Source organism: Amycolatopsis pigmentata (genome assembly GCF_042684065.1).
Classification (GTDB): Bacteria; Actinomycetota; Actinomycetes; order Mycobacteriales; family Pseudonocardiaceae; genus Amycolatopsis_E; species Amycolatopsis_E pigmentata.
Genome location: NZ_JBHUKR010000029.1, coordinates 1 through 19,734, shown reverse-complemented (window position 1 = coordinate 19,734; position 19,734 = coordinate 1). Strand labels below are relative to the sequence as shown.

Below are 19,734 nucleotides of genomic sequence, written 5' to 3'. Positions count from 1 at the left end.
AGCCAGGCCGTGGCTTCGAACCGGCCCTCACTACCGCAGGTAGGTGGCCCGCCTCCCCAAATCCGAGGCCTTCGGCACCCGCGCGCCCCTCCTCGCCCTCAAGCTTCGATACACGCTCGAAGTCAGTACACCGGTCCGGTGTATTTCTCGCCCGGACCCTGCCCTGGCGCGTCCGGCACGGCCGAAGCTTCCCGGAACGCCTTCTGGAGAGACTGCAGCCCGTCGCGCAGGGGACCGGCGTGCAGGCCGAGGTACTCGGCCGAGGAGGTGACCAGGCCGGCCAGTGCCGTGATCAGCCGACGGGCCTCGTCGAGGTCACGGCGCGGGCTGGCGGCCGGGTCGGCGTCGGCCAGGCCCAGCCGCTCGGCCGCCGCCGACATCAGCATCACGGCCGCGCGGCTGATCACCTCCACGCTGGGGATGTCCTCCAGGTCGCGGACACCGGGGGAATTTTCGCCCGAGGTGGCGGCGTTGGAAATGTCATCAGGCACGTCTGGTACCCTTCCACGTGCGACCAGCCCTCGAGAGATCGGGGGCGGCAAGTGGAGCCCCGCTCCCACCCGAGTCACCGTGCAGGCGGCCGGGTCCGGTCTCGCCACCCCAGTGTGGTGGGTGCGCTCTCCCGTGGAGAGCGCGATCGGAACAGGGCCCCGCGTACCGGTGAACAGGAAGAGCCGGTGACGGGGCCCGTGGTATGTGGGCACCGGGTCGAGCAGGGTAGAAGGACGAAAACTCGGACCAAGGAGGCCACATCAGCTCCGAGACACGCATCAACGAACGCATCCGCGTTCCCGAGGTCCGTCTGGTCGGACCGAACGGTGAACAGGTCGGCATCGTCCGCATCGAGGATGCGCTCAGGCTCGCCCAGGAGGCGGACCTCGACCTCGTCGAGGTCGCGCCGCAGGCGCGCCCGCCGGTCTGCAAGCTCATGGACTTCGGCAAGTTCAAGTATGAGAGCGCGCAGAAGGCTCGCGAGTCACGCCGTAACCAGCAGCTGACCGTCATCAAGGAACAGAAGCTGCGCCCCAAGATCGACCAGCACGACTACGAGACGAAGAAGGGGCACGTGTCCCGCTTCCTCTCCGCAGGGAACAAGGTCAAGGTGACCATCATGTTCCGTGGCCGTGAGCAGTCTCGGCCGGAGCTCGGGCGCCGGCTGCTGGAAAAGCTCGCGGACGACGTCGCCGAACTGGGTTACGTCGAGTCGCTGCCCAAGCAGGACGGCCGCAACATGATCATGGTTCTGGCGCCGCACAAGAACGCCAAGGCGAAGCAGAAGGCGGTCAAGGAACCGGTCGAGTCCTGAGCCGGCCACCGACGCAGTCGGCAGCGCACCGGTGGGCCCGGTGTGCTGCGCAGGAAAGAGAGCGCACGAAATGCCCAAGATGAAGACGCACAGCGGGACCTCCAAGCGGGTCCGGATCACTGGCAGCGGCAAGATCCGCCGTCAGAAGGCCGGCCGCCGTCACCTGATGGAGAAGAAGGCGAGCAAGGTCACCCGCCGCCTGGAAGGCACGACCGAGGTCGCCGCCAGCGATGTCGGGCGGATCAAGCGGCTGCTCGGCCGCTGACCTTCCCGGCATCGCGGGGCGGTGGCCCTGCCCGGTCCCGCGATGCGAGGGGTGGCCGCCGCGCGCCCGCGCGAAGCCGCCGACTGAAGAGCTGTAAACCGGGGCGTCCCGCGCCCCCTGAGATCGACAGGATGGACCCGTGGCACGCGTCAAGCGGGCGGTGAACGCCCAGAAGAAGCGTCGCGCAACTCTCGAACTGGCCAGCGGCTACCGCGGTCAGCGTTCGCGGCTGTACCGCAAGGCCAAGGAGCAGACGCTCCACTCGCTCAACTACGCCTACCGGGACCGCCGCGCCCGCAAGGGTGACTTCCGCCAGCTGTGGATCACCCGGATCAACGCGGCCGCCCGGCAGAACGGCGTGACCTACAACCGGTTCATCCAGGGCCTCAAGGCGGCCGGGGTCGAGGTCGACCGCAAGATCCTCGCCGAACTCGCCGTCACCGACGCCGCGGCGTTCACCGCGCTGGTGGAGGTCGCCAAGCAGCATGTGGACACCGGTTCCGGCGAGCAGGCGAAGAAGTCGGCCTGAGCGGGACCACACAACCCGGGGCGGAGCCGTTCACGCAACGGACCCCCCGGGTTGTCGCTGCCCGGCGCCTGACCCGGCGCGTCGAGCGTGACCGTACCGGTCGTTTCCTGGCCGAGGGAGTCAACGCGGTCGCGGCGGCACTCGAACGGCAGCTCGTGCGCGAACTGTTCGTCACAGCGAGTGCCCAACAAGCGCACCCTGAGCTGGTCGCGGCCGCCCATGAGCGTGGTGTCCGCGTCTCACCGGTGACCGACCGCGCCGCCGCGGCGCTGTCGGAAACCGTGACGCCGCAAGGCATCGTGGCGGTCTGCGACCTGCTGGACCGCTCGCTCGACGGACTGCTCCCGCCCGGCGCGCGGCTTGTCGCCGTGCTCGTGGACGTGGCCGACCCGGGCAACGCCGGCACGGTCATCCGCGTCGCCGACGCGGCAGGCGCAGACGCGGTGATCCTCGCCGGGGACAGCGTCGACCCGCACAACGGCAAGTGTGTCCGCGCGTCCGCCGGCAGCCTCTTTCACCTGCCGATCGCGCGCGTGCGCGACACCGCCGCCGCGCTGTCCGCCTGCCGCGACGCCGGCCTGCGGCTGCTGGCCGCGCACGGATATGCCGAAGCGGCGCTCGATTCACTCGATCTCGCCGAGCCGGTAGCCTGGGTGTTCGGCAACGAGGCCCACGGTCTTCCGGCCGATGTTCTGCGGGAAGTCGACACTCCCGTGCGGATCCCCCTCTACGGCGGCGCGGAGAGCCTCAACCTCGCCACGGCGGCCGCGGTTTGCCTTTATGCCGCCGCCATGGCCCAGCGCAGGTCAAGCGGAGGGTGACCGGTTACGACCGGTCGGCCTCGCCTAGAATCGCCCGGTAATCGCGTACCCATGCGCAACCTGTTCACCACGGACGCTGAGGAGCTATGTCCGGAGCCAACGACAAGCAGGACCCGAAGCCTGCCGAGGCCCTCGACCCCGAAACCCTGCGGGCGGCGGTCAAGAACGCCGAAGCCCAGTTCGGTGAGGCGAAGGATCTCGACGCGCTGGCGGCGGTCAAGCCGGCTCACCTCGGCGACCACGCACCCCTGATGCTGGCCCGCCGTGCCATCGGCGCTCTGTCCAAGGAGGACAAGGCCGAGGCGGGCAAGCGGGTCAACGAGGCACGCCAGGCGATCCAGAGCGCGTTCGACGAGCGGCGGGCCACGCTGCAGGCCGAGCGTGACGAGCGGGTACTGCGCGAGGAAGCCGTCGATGTCACGCTGCCCTGGGACCGGATCCCGCGCGGCGCCCGGCACCCGATCACCACGCTGAGCGAGCGGGTCGCCGACGTGTTCGTCGCGATGGGCTGGGAGGTCGCCGAGGGCCCCGAACTCGAGGCCGAGTGGTTCAACTTCGACGCGCTGAACTTCGGCAAGGACCACCCCGCGCGCCAGATGCAGGACACCTTCTACGTCGGCGAGCCGGGTTCGGGTCTGGTGCTGCGTACGCACACCTCGCCGGTCCAGGCGAGGACTTTGCTGCACCACGAACCGCCGGTGTACATCGTCTGCCCGGGCCGCACCTACCGCACCGACGAACTGGATTCCACGCACACCCCGGTCTTCTCGCAGGTGGAGGGGCTCGCGGTGGACAAGGGCATCACCATGGCTCATCTCAAGGGCACCTTGGACACCTTCGCCCGCGCGATGTTCGGAGCCCGGTCGAAAACCCGGCTTCGCCCGCACTTCTTCCCGTTCACCGAGCCGTCGGCGGAAGTGGACGTGTGGTTCGAGGAGAAGAAGGGCGGCCCCGGCTGGGTCGAGTGGGGTGGCTGCGGCATGGTCAACCCGAACGTGCTGCGGGCCTGCGGGGTGGATCCCGAGGTGTACTCCGGATTCGCCTTCGGTATGGGGCTCGAGCGGACGCTCCAGTTCCGCAACGGCATTCCCGACATGCGCGACATGGTCGAGGGTGACATCCGGTTCACTCTTCCCTTCGGAACGGAGGCGTAGTGCGAGTCCCCGTGAGCTGGCTGACCGAGCATCTGGACGCCGGCGAGGCGGTCGGGCCGCAGGAGCTGGCCGACGCCTTCGTCCGGATCGGGATCGAGGTCGACGACGTACGGGCGCTCGGTGACGTGAGCGGGCCGCTGGTGGTGGGCCGGGTCGTCGAGATCGAGGAGCTGACCGGTTTCAAGAAGCCGATCCGCTACTGCCGCGTCGAGGTCGGGGACGAGGCCTCCGACACGGACGACGAGGCCGAGGACGACGACATCGCGCCCGGCATCAAGACCCGCGGCATCGTCTGCGGTGCCTCGAACTTCGCCGAAGGCGACCTGGTGATCGTCGCGTTGCCCGGAGCGGTGTTGCCCGGTGGTTTCGCGATCGCCGCGCGCAAGACCTACGGCAAGGTCAGCGATGGCATGATCTGCTCGGCCCGCGAGCTCGGCCTCGGCGACGATCACACCGGCATCCTGGTGCTGCCGTCGGCCACCGCCAGCCCCGGCGACGACGCTCGTCCGGTGCTCGGCCTGGACGACACCGTGCTCGAACTGGCGCCCACACCGGACCGTGGTTACGCACTCTCGGTGCGGGGTCTCGCCCGTGAACTCGCCTGCGCGCTCGACGTCCCCTTCGGCGACCCGGCTTCGCTGGACCTGCCGGAAGGCGAGGGTGAGGCGTGGCCGGTCCGGATCGAAGATCCCGGTGGCTGCGGCCGTTTCGTGGTGCGGCGGATCACCGGTCTGGACGCGAGCGCCCCGACGCCATGGTGGATGCGGCGCCGCCTGCTGCTGGCCGGTATCCGGTCGATCTCGCTCGCGGTGGACGTGACGAACTACGTGATGCTCGAGCTCGGGCATCCGCTGCACGCCTGGGACACCGCGTCGGTCAAGGGCGAGCTCGTCGTGCGCCGGGCGGAGCCCGGTGAAAAACTGACCACTTTGGACGATGTCGAGCGTGCGCTCGACCCGGACGACGTGGTGATCGCCGACGACACCGGCGCGGTGTCGCTCGCGGGCACGATGGGCGGTGCGAGCACCGAGATCACCGTGGACAGCACCGACGTGCTGCTGGAGGCGGCACACTGGGACCCGGCCTCGATCAGCCGGACCGCCCGGCGGCACAAGCTGTTCTCCGAAGCGGCGAAGCGGTTCGAGCGGTTCACCGATCCTCAGCTGTGCCCGGCGGCGGTCGAACTGGCCGCGCGCTTGTTGCGGCGTTACGGCGACGGAAGCATTCAGCCCGGTCGCACGGACGTGGGACAGGTGGTTCCCTTCCCGGCCGTGACCATGCCGATCGACCTGCCGGACCGCGTGGCAGGCACGCGCTACGAGCGCGGTGTCACGGTGCGCAGGCTCGGTCAGATCGGTTGCAAGATCTCGGTCGGCACGTCGGCGGAGGGCACTGCGCTGGTCAGCGCCATCCCGCCGAGCTGGCGCAATGATCTGACGAAACCGGCGGACCTGGTCGAGGAGGTGCTGCGGCTGGAGGGGTACGACAGCATCCCGTCCACCTTGCCGCCCGCTCCTGCCGGTACCGGCCTCACCGACGCTCAGCGCCGCCGTCGTACCGTTTCGCGTGCCCTGGCCGAGGCCGGGTATGTTGAGGTGCTGCCGTTCCCGTTCATGTCGCCGGCCGTCTGGGACGCGTTCGGTCTTGCCGAGGATGATGTCCGCCGGCACACCATCCAGGTGCGGAACCCGCTCGAAGCGGACAAGGACCAGCTGGCGGGCACGCTGCTGCCCGGCTTGCTGGAAACGTTGCAGCGCAACGCTTCCCGAGGTTTCAAGGACATCGCGCTGTTCCACATCGGACAGGTGGTGCTGCCAGGGTCGAACCCGCTCCCGGTGCCCGAACTGGGCGTGGACCACCGGCCCAGCGACGAGGAACTGGCCCTGCTGGAGGCCGCGGTGCCCGCGCAGCCGCTGCACGTCGCCGTGGTGCTCGCGGGGCAACGACAGCGCTCCGGCTGGTGGGGTGAAGGTGAGCAGGCCAGTTGGGCCGACGCCGTGCAGGCGGCCCGGCTGGTGGGTGAGGCGGCCGGCGTGACGCTGCGCGTGCGCTCCGCGGACCTGGCCCCCTGGCACCCTGGACGGTGCGCCGAACTGGCCGTGGGTGACTGGCCCGTCGGGCACGCCGGCGAGCTGCACCCCAAGGTGGTCGAGGCGCTTGGCCTGCCCAAGCGAACCGTCGCCATGGAACTCGACCTCGACGCGATCCCGCTGCCCGACGGCAGGCCCGCGCCCTCGGTGTCCCCGTATCCGCCGGTGCTGCTGGACGTGGCGCTCGTGGCGGACGCGAAGGTGCCCGCCGCGGACCTGGCCGAGGCGCTCGTCGCCGGTGGCGGTGACCTGCTGGAGGATGTCCGGCTCTTCGACGCCTACGCCGGGGACCAGGTCGGCGAAGGCAAGCGATCGCTGGCCTACAAGCTGCGCTTCCGTGCCGCCGACCGGACGCTGACCGTGGAGGAGGCCACCAAGGCGCGGGACGCGGCGCTCGCGGAAGCGGCCTCGCGGTTCGGCGCGGGTCTCCGCACTTGACCGGAACCTCCGCGTGGGGCTCATCATGAGAGCAACCAGCGTCATCAGTGTTCCCCGTGGCCACCGTTTCGCACCTCCGAAGCGGTGGCCACGTTCTTGAGAGCTTCTCGCCGGGAAAGCGGTGACAGGCCGGGGTGGGTGGCCACGAAGGCGGAGACCCAGCCCGGATCGGTCTTCGCGTAATCGCGCAGAGCCCAGCCGATCGCCTTGCGGAGGAAGAAATCCCGGCCGCCGAGGTTGGCCTCGACGGTCGCGGTGAGCAGGCCGATATCGGTGTCCTTTTTGGACCCGACCTGGCAGATCACCGAACTGCGCCGCCGCCAGCGGTCGTCGTCGTTCGCCCATCGCCTGATGACCGGCGTCAGCGTGCCCTGGTCGGTTCGCAGCAGCGGGCCGACCCGATGGATGGCGACTTCGTCGACATAGTCCCACCAGGCTCCGGTGACGATCAGTTCGTCGTACAAGGGGAGCAAGGTGGCGTCCTGCCACCGCGCATAGCGGCGATCCCCGGTCAGGTCGATGGCCACGTAGCGTTCCTCGCGGAACTCCGCTTCGCGCCAGAGCCTGAGGGCGGCGGAAACGAAGGATTCCCGGTCCGGTAGCCGATGTTCGGCGAACAGCCGTCTGGTCAGTATGCGGCGCGCCGGTTTCGGCACGCCGCGGAACGGCATCTCCGACTTCATGTACCGGCGCATCGACGACGCTTTGCCGGGGTCCGAAAGCCCGGCGAGCCCAGCGCGGACCGCCCGTGCGAGCTCGTCCACTTCGTCCACTGGCACTGTCTTTCCTCCGATGGCGCGTTGGCGACGCGGTGGCCGGAGCCGCGGCTTGGTGCGGCGGCTCCTGGAAGTACCGGTCGATCCGGCGGCGATGTTCGTTCACGATCCCCTCCCCAGGGCTCGTCGTGATGTCGCGACCACGGTAGGACGGGATACCGACAATTTCAGTCGGCGACCGGCCGGACGCGTACGGTGACGAAAAATGTCGGTGGGTGCCGCTAGCGTGCCGGGCATGACGATCATCGAAGAGCACCGGAGCACGATCCGGGCCGGCGAACACACCTTTTCCATCGAGGTCACCGCGCTGCCGGGCGGCGACCGGTCCGAAACGCTCGTGGTGGGCATCGGCGCCCGCGGAGCCGCGGACGAATTCGTCGCGAGCGGACAGATCGAGGTCACTCCGCGCGCGGCCGCGACACTGGGCACGGTCCTGGCGGAGACGTTGCGGCACCACACCGCGATGACCGGCCAAACGGGCCGGAAGGCCCGGGACAACCCTCCCGGTCGTGGGCGGCCGTGGAGTCCGGAACTCGACGCCGAACTGGAACGCCGGTGGATCACGGGCGAAAGCGTCGAGGAAATCGCCGCGCGGCTGGAGCGCACGCCGGGTGGGATCCGGGCGCGGCTGCCCAGGGTGGGATGTGACCCGGAACGGCCAGGGGAGTATCTGCCGGAGCCGCCGAGCCGGAGGTCCGAGGGGGTGTCCGGAGGCGGGCCGGCTGGCCCTGCGGAGAGAAGTCCGTGATCGAACGGCTCGGCGCCAAAGCCGGGAGGACGCGGGGAGCGTCCGTGTGCGGACTGTGCGTGTCGATGCCGCGGCTCAGTCCGGCTTGCGTGCTTCTATGAGGAAACGCTGGGCGTGCGCCACGAAGGAGCCTTCGCGCTCGATGTGGTCATGGAGTGCGGCGAGGCGGTCGCGGTAGCGGTCGACGGTGAAGCCGGGCACTATCCAGATCACCTTGCGCAGGAAGTGCACGACCGCCGCGATGTCGTAGAACACGGTCTCCAACGACTGCTCGCGCAGATAGGTGACGACGAGCCCTGCGCTTTCGGCGGCCGAGACGGCGCGACGCGGGTTCCGGACGTCGCTGACCGGCTGAGGTCCCATCAGGTAGTCGGCCAACTCGCGCACGCTTCCCACGCCGACCTGCTGGGAAAGGAAGGCGCCGCCCGGAGCGAGCACCCGGCTGATCTCGTCCCAGCGAGTGACCACCGGATGCCGGCTGACGACGAGATCGAACGTACCGGTCCGAAACGGCAGGGCGCCGTCGTCGGCGGCGTGGACGACGACGGCGCCCAGTGGGGCGAGTGTGCGCTTCGCGACGAGGAGGTTGGGTAGCCAGGATTCGGTGGCCACCAGGACCGAGGGCGGCCGCGGGATCCTGGCGAGTACTTCACCGCCGCCGGTCTGCACGTCCAGCGCCACGGACGAGGTGCGCATCCTCGCGGAGATCACCTTGGCATAGGCCCAGGAGGGGCGCTCCTCGGTAGCGCGGCCCTCGAACCAGGAAAAATCCCAGCCATCAACAGGAATGGAGGCGCCTTCGGCGAGCAACTCTTCGAACGACGAACCAGGCATGGGAGTCACTCTCCCGGCCCCCGCCGAGGGGTCGCAACGCATTTCGCGGCCCCGGTGCGGGAGAGGTATGGCGCACGCCGTCGCGATCGGCACTGGTGATCAACGTTTGATTAACCTTACGAGATGGTGCATAATCATACGTATGACGGTGAAGGTCGCGGTGGCCGGAGCGAGCGGGTACGCCGGAGGCGAGCTCCTGCGCCTGCTGCTCACTCATCCCGAGGTCGAGATCGGTGCCCTGACGGCGGCGAGTAGCGCCGGTACCCCTTTGGGCGCGCATCAACCCCATTTGGCCCCGTTGGCTGATCGGGTGCTGGGGGAGACCAGCGCGGGTCGGCTCGCGGGCCATGACGTCGTGTTCCTCGCGTTGCCCCACGGGCGTTCCGGTGAGATCGCCGCCCAACTCGGTGACAGCGTCCTGGTCGTCGATCTGGGCGCCGACCACCGACTGGCCGGGGCGGCGGACTGGGCGCGCTGGTACGGCGGTGAGCACGCGGGGACCTGGCCCTACGGGCTGCCCGAACTGCCCGGAGCGCGCGAGAAGCTGAGGGGCGCCAAGCGGATCGCCGTGCCCGGCTGCTTTCCGACCGGTGGTTCGCTCGCGCTCGCCCCTGCGCTCGCCGCGGGTCTGGTCGAGGCGGACGTGTCCGTGGTGGCGGTCACCGGAACCTCCGGTGCGGGCAAGAGCCTCAAACCGCATCTGCTCGGGTCGGAGGTGATGGGCTCGGCGAGCGCGTACGGCGTCGGTGGGGCGCACCGGCACACACCGGAATTCGCGCAGAACCTCGGTGGGGTGGCCGGAACGCGCGTGACGGTGTCGTTCACCCCGGTGCTGGCACCGATGCCTCGCGGCATCCTCACCACGGCGAGCGCGCCGCTGGTGTCCGATGTGGACATCGAAACGGCCAGGGCGGCCTATGAAAAGGCCTACGAGGCGGAACCGTTCGTGCAACTCCTGCCCGAGGGAAGCTGGCCCGCCACGGCGGCCACCGTGGGCTCGAACAACGTTCAGCTCCAGCTGGCGGTGGACGCCGATGCCCGGCGCCTGATCGTCGTGACCGCGCTCGACAACCTCACCAAGGGCACCGCGGGCGGCGCGATCCAGTCCATGAACATCGCACTCGGATTCCCCGAAACCACCGGACTTTCGACCGTAGGAGTAGCACCTTGACCGTGACCGGGCCGAAGGGGTTCCGGGCCGCCGGTGTGGCGGCCGGGATCAAGCAGGATGCCCTCGATCTCGCGCTTGTCGTCAACGATGGACCCGAGCAGACCGCGGCGGGAGTGTTCACCCGCAACATGATCAAGGCCGCGCCGGTCCTGTGGACCGAGGAGGTGCTGCGGCATCAGCGGCTCAAGGCCGTCGTGCTCAACTCGGGCGGCGCCAACGCGGCGACCGGCCCGGGCGGCTTCCAGGACACGCATGCCACGGCGGAGAAGGTCGCCGAGGTGCTCGGCTCCGGGGCGATCGATGTCGCGGTCTGCTCGACCGGTCTGATCGGTGAGCGGTTGCCCATGCCCGCGGTGCTGTCCGGGGTGGAAAGCGCCGCGCGGGCACTGGCCACCGGTCCGGAAGCGGGCCTCGCCGCGGCCACCGCCATCATGACCACCGACAGCAAACCCAAGCAGGCACTGCGGAGTCACGAGGCCGGGTGGAGCGTCGGCGGATGTGCCAAGGGCGCGGGCATGCTCGCGCCGAACCTCGCCACGATGTTGTCGGTGCTGACGACCGACGCCGTGGTGGAACCGGATGCGCTCGACGCCGCCCTCCGCGCGGCCGCCCGCGTCACGTTCGACCGGCTGGACGTCGACGGCGGCACGTCGACCAACGACACCGTGCTGGTGCTGTCCTCCGGCGCCAGCGGGATCGCGCCGCGGGTGGACGAGTTCACCGACGTGCTCACCCGGACCTGTCTGGATCTCGTACTCCAGTTGCGTGCCGACGCCGAGGGCGCGACCAAGGACGTGGACCTGATCGTCCGCGGGGCGGCCAGTGAGCAGGACGCGATCAACGTCGGCCGCACCGTGGCCGAGGACAACCTGGTGAAGACGGCACTGTTCGGGTCCGACCCGAACTGGGGCCGGATCGCCATGGCCGTCGGACGGTCGCGGGCGGAGGTCGATCCCGGTTCGCTGTCCATCACCATCAACGGCGTCCCGGTCTTCGCTCAGGGCCTCCCCGGTGAGGACCGCGCCAAGGCCGATCTGACCGGTCGCGCCATCGAGATCGTGATCGATCTGGGCGTCGGTTCGAGCGAGACCACCATCTACACCACGGATCTCTCGCACGCCTACGTCGAAGAGAACAGCGCCTACTCCTCATGACTTCGTCCGAAGCCCTCGTGCCCCCCGCCGACCGGTTCGCCACGGCCGCCGAGAAGGCCGGCGTGCTGATCGAAGCCCTGCCGTGGCTCCAGCGCTTCCACGGTGCCACCGTCGTCGTCAAATACGGCGGCAACGCCATGATCGACGACCGGTTGAAGCAGGCGTTCGCGCAGGACATGGTGTTCCTGCGGCTCGCCGGTCTGCATCCGGTCGTGGTGCACGGCGGCGGACCGCAGATCACCGCGATGCTGAACCGGGTCGGCCTGGCCGGGGAGTTCAAGGGCGGTCTGCGGGTCACCACGCCGGAGACCATGGACATCGTGCGGATGGTCCTGGTCGGCCAGGTCAGCCGTGAACTGGTCGGCCTGATCAATGCCCACGGTCCCTACGCGGTCGGGATCTCGGGCGAGGACGCGCAGTTGTTCACCGCCGAGCGCAAGCACGCCACGGTGAACGGTGAGGCGGTGGATGTCGGACTGGTCGGGGAGGTGGTCTCGGTCAACCCGGACGCGGTGCTCGACATCGTCAACGCCGGGCGCATCCCGGTCGTCTCCACGGTCGCTCCCGACGTGGACGGCGTCGTGCACAACGTCAACGCCGACACCGCGGCCGGGGCGCTGGCCGCCGCGCTGGACGCGGAGAAACTGGTGGTACTGACCGACGTCGAGGGTCTGTACTCGAACTGGCCGGACCGGTCCTCACTGGTCGACCGCATCCGTGTCGACCGCCTCGAAGCCCTGTTGCCGACCCTGGCCAGCGGCATGATCCCGAAGATGGAGGCCTGTGTGCGCGCGGTGCGTGGCGGGGTGCGCGGGGCTCACGTGATCGACGGCCGCATCGCGCATTCGGTGCTGCTGGAAGTCTTCACGTCGCAGGGCATCGGCACGATGGTCCTGCCGGAACAGGAGAGCTGATGGACCCGATAAAGTCCAATGTGGATGGTCAGGCGCACTGGCGGTCCGCGTTGATGGACAACTACGGCACCCCCGGGCTGACCCTGGTGCGCGGAGACGGCGCGCGTGTGTGGGATGCCGACGGCCGCGAGTACCTCGACCTGGTCGGTGGTATAGCGGTGAACGCGCTCGGCCACGCCCATCCCGAAGTCGTGCGCGCGGTGACCGAGCAGATTTCGGTGCTGGGCCACGTGTCCAACCTCTACATCAACCCCGTCGCGGTGGAACTCGCCGAGGCACTGCTGGACGTGGCAGGGCTGGCCGGCCAGGGGAAGGTGTTGTTCGTCAACTCCGGCGCGGAGGCCAACGAGGCCGCGCTGAAGATCACGCGGCTGACCGGGCGCACCAAGGTGGTCGCGTGCGAGGGCGCCTTCCACGGCCGCACCATGGGTTCCCTGACGCTGACCGGTCAACCGTCCAAACGGGAACCCTTCGAGCCGTTGGTGCCCGGTGTGGTGCACATCCCGTTCGGCGACGTGGACGCGTTGAGAGCGGCGGTCGACACCGACACCGCCGCGGTGGTGCTGGAGCCCATCCTCGGTGAGGGCGGGGTGATCCCCGCGCCGGACGGCTATCTGCAGGCCGCCAGGGAGATCACCAAGGAGTCCGGCGCCCTGTTGGTGCTGGACGAGGTCCAGACCGGCATCGCCCGCACCGGTGTGTGGTTCGCCTTCCAGCGGATCGGGATCACGCCGGACGTGATCACCCTCGCCAAGGGATTCGGCGGTGGCCTGCCCCTGGGTGCGGTGATCGGCGTCGGTGCTGCCGCCGAGGCGCTCAAGCCGGGGCACCACGGCACGACGTTCGGCGGGAACCCGGTGTGCTGCGCCGCCGGGCTGGCGGTGTTGCGCACCATCGCCCGCGACAACCTCAACGACCACGTTTCGGCGCTGGGCAAGGACATCGCGGCCGGTGTCGAGGAGCTCCGGCACCCGCTCGTCAACGGTGTCCGGGGCGCGGGACTCTTGCTGGGCATCTCGCTGTCCCAGCCCGTCGCCCCGGCGGTCGCCCGCTCGGCGCAGGCGGCGGGGTATCTGGTCAACCCGGTCGCGCCGGACACCATCCGGCTCGCGCCCCCGCTGATTCTGAGCGCCGACGAGGCGGCGGGGTTCGTCGCCGCGCTGCCCGGCGTGCTCGACGGTGCGCGGGAGGGAGGCTGACCATGCTCCGGCACTTTCTCCGCGACGACGACGTCACGCCCGAAGAGCAGTCGGCGATTCTCGATCTCGCCGACGAACTCAAGAAGGACCCGTTCGGTAACCGCGAGCTGGCCGGGCCGAGGTCGGTCGCGGTGCTGTTCGAGAAGAACTCCACCCGCACCCGCCTTTCCTTCGAGGTCGGCATAGCCCAGCTCGGTGGCCAGCCGACCATCGTGGACGGCCGGTCGATGCAACTCGGGCGCGAGGAGACCATCGAGGACACCGCCCGCGTGCTGTCCCGTTACGTCGACGCGGTCGTCTGGCGGACCTTCGCGCAGCAACGGATCGTCGCGATGGCATCGGCCGCGACCGTGCCGGTGGTCAACGCGCTGACCGACGAGTTCCACCCCTGCCAGGTGCTCGCCGATCTGCAGACCATCCGGGAACGCAAGGGCAGGCTCGCCGGGCTCACCCTCACCTACCTCGGCGACGGCGCGAACAACATGGCGCATTCACTGATGCTCGGCGGGACCACGGCCGGACTGAACGTCCGGGTCGTCACGCCGGAAGGGTTCCAGCCGCTTCCGGAGGTCATGGTGGCGGCCAAGGAACGCGCCGAGGAAACCGACGGCGGGGTCACCGTCTTCACCGACCCCAACGCCGCGGTCGAGGGCTCGGACGTGCTGGTGACCGACACCTGGACGTCGATGGGCCAGGAGAACGACGGCATGGACCGCGTGACCCCGTTCCGCCGGTTGCAGATCAACAACGAGCTCCTCGCCCGGGCCGCGCCGGGGGCGATCGTGTTGCACTGCCTGCCGGCGCACCGCGGCTGGGAGATCACCGACGAGGTCCTCGACGGCCCCGCCAGCGCGGTCTGGGACGAGGCGGAGAACCGGCTGCACGCGCAGAAGGCCTTGTTGTTGTGGTTGCTGAGGCAACGACGATGAGCCGGGCCGCACGCCAGGCCCGGATCACCGAGCTGGTTTCGACGATGGCGATCCGCAGCCAGACGGAGCTGGCGAAGATCCTGGCCGCCGAGGGGATCGACGTCACCCAGGCCACCCTGTCGCGTGACCTGGACGAACTCGGTGCGGTGAAGCTCCGGGGCGCGGATTCGGGCGCTCCGGTGTATGTCATCCCGGAGGACGGCAGCCCGGTGCGCGGCGTGCGCGGTGGTACCTCACGGCTTTCGCGTCTGCTGGCCGAATTGATGGTGTCGGTGGACGCTTCGGGCAACCTCATGGTGCTGCGCACTCCGCCGGGGGCGGCGCAGTTCCTGGCGAGCGCGATCGACCGGGCGGCGCTGGAGGAGGTCGTCGGGTCGATCGCCGGTGACGACACGGTCGCGGTGATCGCCAGGGAACCGCTGACCGGCCGGGATCTGGCCGACCGGTTCGCCGCACTGGCGCGGCGGTCATCTACTTTGGACATGGAACGAAATGGAGAGAACGGTAGTGACGAAGAAGACTGAGCGGGTGGTGCTCGCCTACTCGGGCGGGCTGGACACCTCGGTGGGCATCGGCTGGATCGCCGAAGAGACCGGGGCCGAGGTGGTGGCCGTCGCGGTCGACCTCGGCCAGGGCGGCGAGGACATGGAGACCATCCGAAAGCGCGCGCTCGACTGCGGCGCTGTGGAGGCCGTGGTCGCCGATGCCCGCGACGAGTTCGCCAACGAGTACTGCCTGCCCGCGTTGCAGGCGAACGCGCTCTACATGGACCGCTACCCGCTGGTGTCGGCGCTTTCGCGCCCGGTGATCGTCAAGCACCTGGCCAACGCCGCGAAGAAGTACGGCGCCACCACGGTCGCGCACGGCTGCACCGGCAAGGGCAACGACCAGGTGCGTTTCGAAGTGGGTCTGGGCGCGCTGGTGCCGGACCTGAAGGTGATCGCGCCGGTGCGCGACTACGCCTGGACGCGGGAGAAGGCCATCGCCTACGCCGAGGGCCGCAACCTGCCCATAGACGTGACGAAGAAGTCGCCGTTCTCGATCGACCAGAACGTCTGGGGCCGTGCGGTGGAGACCGGATTCCTCGAGGATCTGTGGAACGAACCGACGAAGGACGTCTACTCCTACACCGAAGACCCGACGGTGCACTGGCAGGTTCCGGACGAGCTGGTCATCACCTTCGACAAGGGTGTGCCGGTGGCGATCGACGGGGAGCCGGTCACCGTGCTGGAGGCGATCCAGCAGCTCAACCGGCGCGCGGGAGCGCACGGGGTGGGCAGGCTCGACATGGTCGAAGACAGGCTGGTGGGCATCAAGAGCCGTGAGGTCTACGAAGCGCCCGGGGCGATCGCGCTGATCACCGCGCACCAGGAGCTGGAGAACGTGACCGTGGAGCGGGATCTGGCCCGGTTCAAGCGTCAGGTGGAACAGCGCTGGGGCGAGCTGGTCTACGACGGCCTGTGGTTCTCGCCGCTGAAAGACGCGCTCGACGCGTTCATCGCCAAGACGCAGGAGCACGTCTCCGGTGAGATCCGGCTGCGGTTGCACGGTGGTTCCGCCGTGGTCACCGGTCGTCGCAGCGAGCAGTCCCTGTACGACTTCAATCTGGCCACCTACGACGAAGGCGACACCTTCGACCAGTCGCTGGCCAAGGGTTTCGTGCAGCTGTGGGGCCTCCCGAGCAAGATCGCCGCGACGCGCGACCTGAAGGCGTGAAGGGCGCTTCGATGCCGGGGGAGCAAGCGGAACCGCGAGAAGCGAGCATGGCGCTGTGGGGAGGACGCTTCGCAAGCGGGCCTGCCGAGGCGATGGCGGCGCTGAGCGTGTCCACGCATTTCGACTGGCGCCTGGCGCCGTACGACATCGCGGGGTCCCGGGCGCACGCGCGGGTGTTGCACGAGGCCGGTCTGCTCACCGACAGCGAGCTCGAGGGCATGCTCCGGGCGCTGGCCGGCCTCGCCGAGGACGTCGCTTCCGGGGCGTTCACGCCCTCGGCGGACGACGAGGACGTCCACACGGCGCTCGAACGCGGGTTGATCGAACGCGCGGGGGCCGAGCTGGGCGGCAAGCTGCGTGCGGGCCGGTCCCGCAACGACCAGGTGGCGACGCTCTTCCGGATGTGGCTGCGTGACGCGGCGAAACGGATGGCCACGGGCACGCTCGATGTCGTGGACGCCCTGGTGTCACAGGCGAATCTGCATCCGGGCGCGGTACTGCCCGGCCGCACCCACCTGCAGCACGCCCAACCGGTCCTGCTGGCCCACCATCTGCTCGCGCACGCGCACGCGTTGCTCCGCGACGTGAGCCGGCTCCGGGACTGGGACGCGCGGACGGCGGAGTCACCGTACGGCTCGGGTGCGCTGGCGGGCTCCTCGCTCGGGCTCGACCCGGACTCGGTCGCGCGGGAGCTGGGTTTCGCGGCGGCGGTGGAGAATTCCATCGACGGCACCGCTTCGCGGGATTTCGCCGCCGAGTTCGCGTTCGTCCTGGCGATGCTCGGCGTGAACCTGTCCCGGATAGCCGAAGAGGTGATCATCTGGAACACCGCCGAATTCGGTTACGTCACGCTGGACGACGCCTGGGCCACCGGCAGTTCGATCATGCCGCAGAAGAAGAACCCCGACGTGGCCGAGCTGACGCGTGGTAAGTCAGGGCGGCTCATCGGCAATCTGACCGGCCTGTTGGCGACCCTGAAGGCGATGCCACTGGCGTACAACCGGGACCTCCAGGAGGACAAGGAGCCGGTGTTCGATTCGGTGGGGCAGCTGGAACTGCTGTTCCCCGCGATCGCCGGGATGCTCGGCACGCTGACCTTCCACACCGGACGGCTCGCCGAGCTGGCGCCCGCGGGATTCACGCTGGCCACCGACATCGCCGAATGGCTGGTGCGGCAGGGCGTTCCGTTCCGGGTCGCGCACGAGGCGGCCGGGGAATGCGTGCGCGTGGCCGAAGCACGCGGCGCGGGGCTCGACGAACTCACCGACGACGAGCTGGAAAAGATTCATCCGGCCCTGACCCCGCAGGTCCGTGAGGTGCTCACGGTCGATGGCTCGGTCGCCTCACGCAATGCCCGGGGTGGCACCGCGCCCGATCGCGTCGCCGAGCAACTCGAACGCCTGGTGGTCCGCGCGGAGGATTTCCGGCGGTGGGTGGCGGGCTGATGAGTGGTCCTGAGCGCATGAACGGCCGGTTGTTCAAGCGCGAGGAGCTCGCGGTCGACCCTGTCGACCTGGCCTACCTCCTCCTGGGGTCGGTCATCGAATGCGCCGGGCCCTCCGGGACGGTCACGGCCCGGTTGGTCGAGGTCGAGGCCTACCGCGGCCAGGAGGATCCGGCGTCGCACTCCTATCGCGGGCGCACCGCGCGGAACCAGGTCATGTGGGGTCCGGCCGGGCATCTCTACGTGTATTTCGTCTACGGCATGCACTTCTGCGCCAACGTGGTCGGCAGCGAGGACGGCACGGCGGGAGCCGTGTTGTTGCGGGCCGGCGAGGTGACGTCGGGAGTGGAGCTGGCCCGCGCCCGGCGAAAGGCGGCCCGCCGCGACGACGAACTGGGGCAGGGCCCGGCGCGGCTCACCACGGCACTGGGGATCGGGCCCGAACACAACGGAGCGGATCTTCTCGATCCGGCATCGGAAATCCGGTTGCTCACCGGGGACGAGGTGCCCCGGGCCGCGGTCCGCTCCGGTCCCCGGGTCGGGGTGGCCGCGGCGATGGACCATCCGTGGCGGTTCTGGGTCGAGGACTCGGCCGCCGTTTCGGCTTACCGCCGGGGCGGGCGCTCCCGACCCGGCCGATAAGGGATTGACCTGGTACGGGAGTATCGACGCGTGAGCGAACACATCCTCGACGAACTGGCCTGGCGCGGGCTCATCGCGCACTCCACCGATCTGGACGCGCTCCGGAAGGACCTCGACGCTGGTCCGCTCACGGTCTACGGGGGCTTCGACCCGACCGCGAACAGCCTGCACGCCGGCAACCTGGTGCAGTTGCTGACGCTGGCCCGCTTCCAGCGCGCGGGTCACCGGCCGATCATGCTCGCCGGTGTCGCGACCGGCCAGATCGGGGATCCGCGCGACGTGGGTGAGCGGACGCTGGTGAGCCGTGAAGTCACCGAGGAGCGAGCCAAGCGGGTCACGGTGCAGCTGGAGAAGTTCGTCACGTTCGACGACTCGCCGTCGGGCGCGATCCTGGAGAACAACATGAGTTGGTTCCGGGAGGTGTCCGCGCTGGACTTCCTGCGCGATGTCGGCAAGCACTTCTCGATCAACGTCATGCTGGCTCGCGAGACGGTCAAGCGCCGGCTGGTCTCGGACGGCATGTCCTACACCGAGTTCAGCTACCTGCTCCTGCAGTCCTACGACTACCTGATGCTCTTCCGGAAGCACGGTACGAAGCTGCAGATCGGGGGCGCCGACCAGTGGGGCAACATCCTGGGCGGGGTCGACTACATCCGCAAGGTCGACGGCGCGGCCGTGCACGCACTGACCACACCGCTGGTGACCGATTCGGAAGGCCGCAAGTTCGGCAAGTCCACCGGGGGCGGGAACCTCTGGCTGGACCCGTCGATGACCTCCCCGTACGCCTGGTTCCAGTACTTCGTGAACGTGGCGGACGCGCAGGTGGTGCCGTACCTGCGGATGTTCACCTTCCTTTCCCGCGAGGAGATCGAGGAGTACGAGCGGCTGACGGCCGAAAAGCCGCAGTTGCGGTCGGCACAGCGCAAGCTGGCGGAAGAGCTGACGACGCTCGTGCACGGGCCGGAACAGACCCGGCAGGTCATCGCCGCCAGCCAGGCGCTCTTCGGCCGGGGAGAGCTGGCCGAGCTCGACGCGTCGACGCTGGAAGCGGCGATGGCGGAGGTGCCCACCGGAGAGGTCCGGCGATCCGAGGAACCGACGATCGTCGATCTGCTGGTGACCGCGGGCCTGGTGGACAGCAAGGGCGCGGCGCGGCGCACGGTCAAGGAAGGCGGTGCCTACGTGAACAACGTGAAGATCGCCGACGAGGAGTGGCGGCCCGAGCCCGACGGCGCGCTGCACGGCGGATGGCTCGTCGTCCGGCGGGGCAAGCGGACCGTCGGAGGAGTCCGATTGCTGGCCTGACCTGGGGGTTCCCCGTTTAGGGGACCCCCTTGCGAGGCCCCTGTCGCCGCCATGTAATCTTTTCTTCGTCGCCAGGGAGACCGGGCCGGAAGGCACGGGGTACCAGGCGAGGGCCGCGAACCAACCTCCCACCATGTGTGGTAGAGTGGGTGGTCCGGTCGGGCGAGACCAAACCTCATCGAATGAATCAGCGGATTCGCGGTGGGCCGGTTGTCGCCTGGCTTGCCAGAAGAAGACATTTACGTGTTGTTTGAGAACTCAACAGTGTGCTAGTGAACTATAGCCAGTAGAGCTTTGTT

20 protein-coding genes are annotated in these 19,734 nt (G+C 69.2%); 17 read left to right on the top strand and 3 right to left on the bottom strand.

The annotated features are described in order from the left end of the window. Positions 1 to 122 precede the first annotated feature (122 nt). Complete coding sequence (locus ACFSXZ_RS39620; protein ID WP_378271534.1) at positions 123 to 491, bottom strand: DUF1844 domain-containing protein; 369 nt, start codon at positions 489 to 491, stop codon at positions 123 to 125. 260 nt (positions 492 to 751) lie between these two features. On the opposite strand from ACFSXZ_RS39620, the gene infC reads away from it, so the two are divergent. The 6 genes from infC to pheT all read left to right on the top strand — a co-directional run bounded on the left by infC (position 752) and on the right by pheT (position 6,603). Beyond that, complete coding sequence (infC, locus tag ACFSXZ_RS39615; RefSeq protein ID WP_378271847.1) at positions 752 to 1,306, top strand: translation initiation factor IF-3; 555 nt, start codon at positions 752 to 754, stop codon at positions 1,304 to 1,306. Between the two features lie 70 nt (positions 1,307 to 1,376). Continuing rightward, on the top strand, positions 1,377 to 1,571 hold the full coding sequence (gene rpmI / locus ACFSXZ_RS39610; RefSeq protein WP_378271532.1) for a 50S ribosomal protein L35: 195 nt from the start codon (positions 1,377 to 1,379) through the stop codon (positions 1,569 to 1,571). Between the two features lie 139 nt (positions 1,572 to 1,710). Continuing rightward, entirely contained in the window at positions 1,711 to 2,100 is a 390-nt protein-coding gene (gene rplT, locus ACFSXZ_RS39605) for a 50S ribosomal protein L20 (RefSeq protein WP_378271531.1), read from the top strand. Continuing rightward, entirely contained in the window at positions 2,097 to 2,921 is an 825-nt protein-coding gene (locus ACFSXZ_RS39600; protein ID WP_378271846.1) for a TrmH family RNA methyltransferase, read from the top strand. Before rplT ends, ACFSXZ_RS39600 begins: the two co-directional genes overlap by 4 nt. An 86-nt stretch (positions 2,922 to 3,007) precedes the next feature. After that, positions 3,008 to 4,075 (top strand): phenylalanine--tRNA ligase subunit alpha, encoded by a 1,068-nt coding sequence (gene pheS, locus ACFSXZ_RS39595; protein ID WP_378271530.1) that lies wholly within the window; start codon positions 3,008 to 3,010, stop codon positions 4,073 to 4,075. Beyond that, on the top strand, positions 4,075 to 6,603 hold the full coding sequence (gene pheT, locus ACFSXZ_RS39590) for a phenylalanine--tRNA ligase subunit beta (RefSeq protein ID WP_378271529.1): 2,529 nt from the start codon (positions 4,075 to 4,077) through the stop codon (positions 6,601 to 6,603). Before pheS ends, pheT begins: the two co-directional genes overlap by 1 nt. A 44-nt stretch (positions 6,604 to 6,647) precedes the next feature. On the opposite strand, the gene ACFSXZ_RS39585 is transcribed toward pheT, so the two are convergent. Beyond that, on the bottom strand, positions 6,648 to 7,376 hold the full coding sequence (locus ACFSXZ_RS39585) for a DNA alkylation repair protein (protein ID WP_378271844.1): 729 nt from the start codon (positions 7,374 to 7,376) through the stop codon (positions 6,648 to 6,650). A 238-nt stretch (positions 7,377 to 7,614) separates the two neighbouring features. Between ACFSXZ_RS39585 and ACFSXZ_RS39580 the strand changes: the two genes are divergently transcribed. Then, positions 7,615 to 8,127: a helix-turn-helix domain containing protein gene (locus ACFSXZ_RS39580; protein WP_378271528.1), complete on the top strand. Its 513-nt coding sequence runs from the start codon at positions 7,615 to 7,617 to the stop codon at positions 8,125 to 8,127. Between the two features lie 75 nt (positions 8,128 to 8,202). Here the strand turns inward: ACFSXZ_RS39580 and ACFSXZ_RS39575 are convergent, their stop codons facing one another. Then, positions 8,203 to 8,961, bottom strand: coding sequence for a class I SAM-dependent methyltransferase (locus ACFSXZ_RS39575; RefSeq protein ID WP_378271526.1), 759 nt, complete (start codon positions 8,959 to 8,961; stop codon positions 8,203 to 8,205). Positions 8,962 to 9,103: 142 nt separating this feature from the next. On the opposite strand from ACFSXZ_RS39575, the gene argC reads away from it, so the two are divergent. Genes argC through tyrS form a run of 10 tightly spaced genes read left to right on the top strand, consistent with a single transcriptional unit; the run spans position 9,104 to position 19,435 of the window. Continuing rightward, the gene (argC, locus tag ACFSXZ_RS39570; protein ID WP_378271524.1) at positions 9,104 to 10,132 is read left to right on the top strand and encodes an N-acetyl-gamma-glutamyl-phosphate reductase; all 1,029 of its coding nucleotides are present in this window, start codon (positions 9,104 to 9,106) and stop codon (positions 10,130 to 10,132) included. Beyond that, positions 10,129 to 11,286 carry a bifunctional glutamate N-acetyltransferase/amino-acid acetyltransferase ArgJ gene (gene argJ / locus ACFSXZ_RS39565; RefSeq protein ID WP_378271523.1) on the top strand — a complete coding sequence of 386 codons (1,158 nt, stop codon included), beginning with the start codon at positions 10,129 to 10,131 and terminating at the stop codon, positions 11,284 to 11,286. Before argC ends, argJ begins: the two co-directional genes overlap by 4 nt. After that, positions 11,283 to 12,200 carry an acetylglutamate kinase gene (argB, locus tag ACFSXZ_RS39560; RefSeq protein ID WP_378271522.1) on the top strand — a complete coding sequence of 306 codons (918 nt, stop codon included), beginning with the start codon at positions 11,283 to 11,285 and terminating at the stop codon, positions 12,198 to 12,200. The genes argJ and argB overlap by 4 nt, the downstream gene beginning before the upstream one ends. Further along, a complete protein-coding gene (locus ACFSXZ_RS39555) occupies positions 12,200 to 13,399 on the top strand; it encodes an acetylornithine transaminase (protein WP_378271521.1) in 1,200 nt (399 codons plus the stop codon). The genes argB and ACFSXZ_RS39555 overlap by 1 nt, the downstream gene beginning before the upstream one ends. 2 nt (positions 13,400 to 13,401) lie before the next feature. Continuing rightward, on the top strand, positions 13,402 to 14,328 hold the full coding sequence (gene argF, locus ACFSXZ_RS39550; RefSeq protein ID WP_378271520.1) for an ornithine carbamoyltransferase: 927 nt from the start codon (positions 13,402 to 13,404) through the stop codon (positions 14,326 to 14,328). After that, positions 14,325 to 14,852 (top strand): arginine repressor, encoded by a 528-nt coding sequence (locus ACFSXZ_RS39545; RefSeq protein ID WP_378271519.1) that lies wholly within the window; start codon positions 14,325 to 14,327, stop codon positions 14,850 to 14,852. The genes argF and ACFSXZ_RS39545 overlap by 4 nt, the downstream gene beginning before the upstream one ends. After that, positions 14,836 to 16,044 (top strand): argininosuccinate synthase, encoded by a 1,209-nt coding sequence (locus tag ACFSXZ_RS39540; RefSeq protein WP_378271518.1) that lies wholly within the window; start codon positions 14,836 to 14,838, stop codon positions 16,042 to 16,044. Before ACFSXZ_RS39545 ends, ACFSXZ_RS39540 begins: the two co-directional genes overlap by 17 nt. 47 nt (positions 16,045 to 16,091) lie before the next feature. After that, positions 16,092 to 17,489 carry an argininosuccinate lyase gene (gene argH / locus ACFSXZ_RS39535; protein WP_378271517.1) on the top strand — a complete coding sequence of 466 codons (1,398 nt, stop codon included), beginning with the start codon at positions 16,092 to 16,094 and terminating at the stop codon, positions 17,487 to 17,489. A gap of 17 nt (positions 17,490 to 17,506) precedes the next feature. Then, entirely contained in the window at positions 17,507 to 18,130 is a 624-nt protein-coding gene (locus ACFSXZ_RS39530) for a DNA-3-methyladenine glycosylase (protein WP_378271842.1), read from the top strand. A gap of 30 nt (positions 18,131 to 18,160) precedes the next feature. Next, positions 18,161 to 19,435: a tyrosine--tRNA ligase gene (tyrS, locus tag ACFSXZ_RS39525; protein ID WP_378271515.1), complete on the top strand. Its 1,275-nt coding sequence runs from the start codon at positions 18,161 to 18,163 to the stop codon at positions 19,433 to 19,435. The last annotated feature ends 299 nt before the right edge of the window (positions 19,436 to 19,734 follow it).

Excerpts from the sequence above, each read along its gene's own strand:
- rpmI (WP_378271532.1), top strand. The coding sequence starts at position 1,377 with ATGCCCAAGATGAAGACGCACAGCGGGACCTCCAAGCGGGTCCGGATC.
- pheS (WP_378271530.1), top strand. The coding sequence starts at position 3,008 with ATGTCCGGAGCCAACGACAAGCAGGACCCGAAGCCTGCCGAGGCCCTC.
- ACFSXZ_RS39580 (WP_378271528.1), top strand. The coding sequence starts at position 7,615 with ATGACGATCATCGAAGAGCACCGGAGCACGATCCGGGCCGGCGAACAC.
- ACFSXZ_RS39575 (WP_378271526.1), bottom strand. The coding sequence starts at position 8,961 with ATGCCTGGTTCGTCGTTCGAAGAGTTGCTCGCCGAAGGCGCCTCCATT.
- argC (WP_378271524.1), top strand. The coding sequence starts at position 9,104 with ATGACGGTGAAGGTCGCGGTGGCCGGAGCGAGCGGGTACGCCGGAGGC.
- argB (WP_378271522.1), top strand. The coding sequence starts at position 11,283 with ATGACTTCGTCCGAAGCCCTCGTGCCCCCCGCCGACCGGTTCGCCACG.
- ACFSXZ_RS39555 (WP_378271521.1), top strand. The coding sequence starts at position 12,200 with ATGGACCCGATAAAGTCCAATGTGGATGGTCAGGCGCACTGGCGGTCC.
- argF (WP_378271520.1), top strand. The coding sequence starts at position 13,402 with ATGCTCCGGCACTTTCTCCGCGACGACGACGTCACGCCCGAAGAGCAG.
- ACFSXZ_RS39545 (WP_378271519.1), top strand. The coding sequence starts at position 14,325 with ATGAGCCGGGCCGCACGCCAGGCCCGGATCACCGAGCTGGTTTCGACG.
- argH (WP_378271517.1), top strand. The coding sequence starts at position 16,092 with ATGGCGCTGTGGGGAGGACGCTTCGCAAGCGGGCCTGCCGAGGCGATG.
- ACFSXZ_RS39530 (WP_378271842.1), top strand. The coding sequence starts at position 17,507 with ATGAACGGCCGGTTGTTCAAGCGCGAGGAGCTCGCGGTCGACCCTGTC.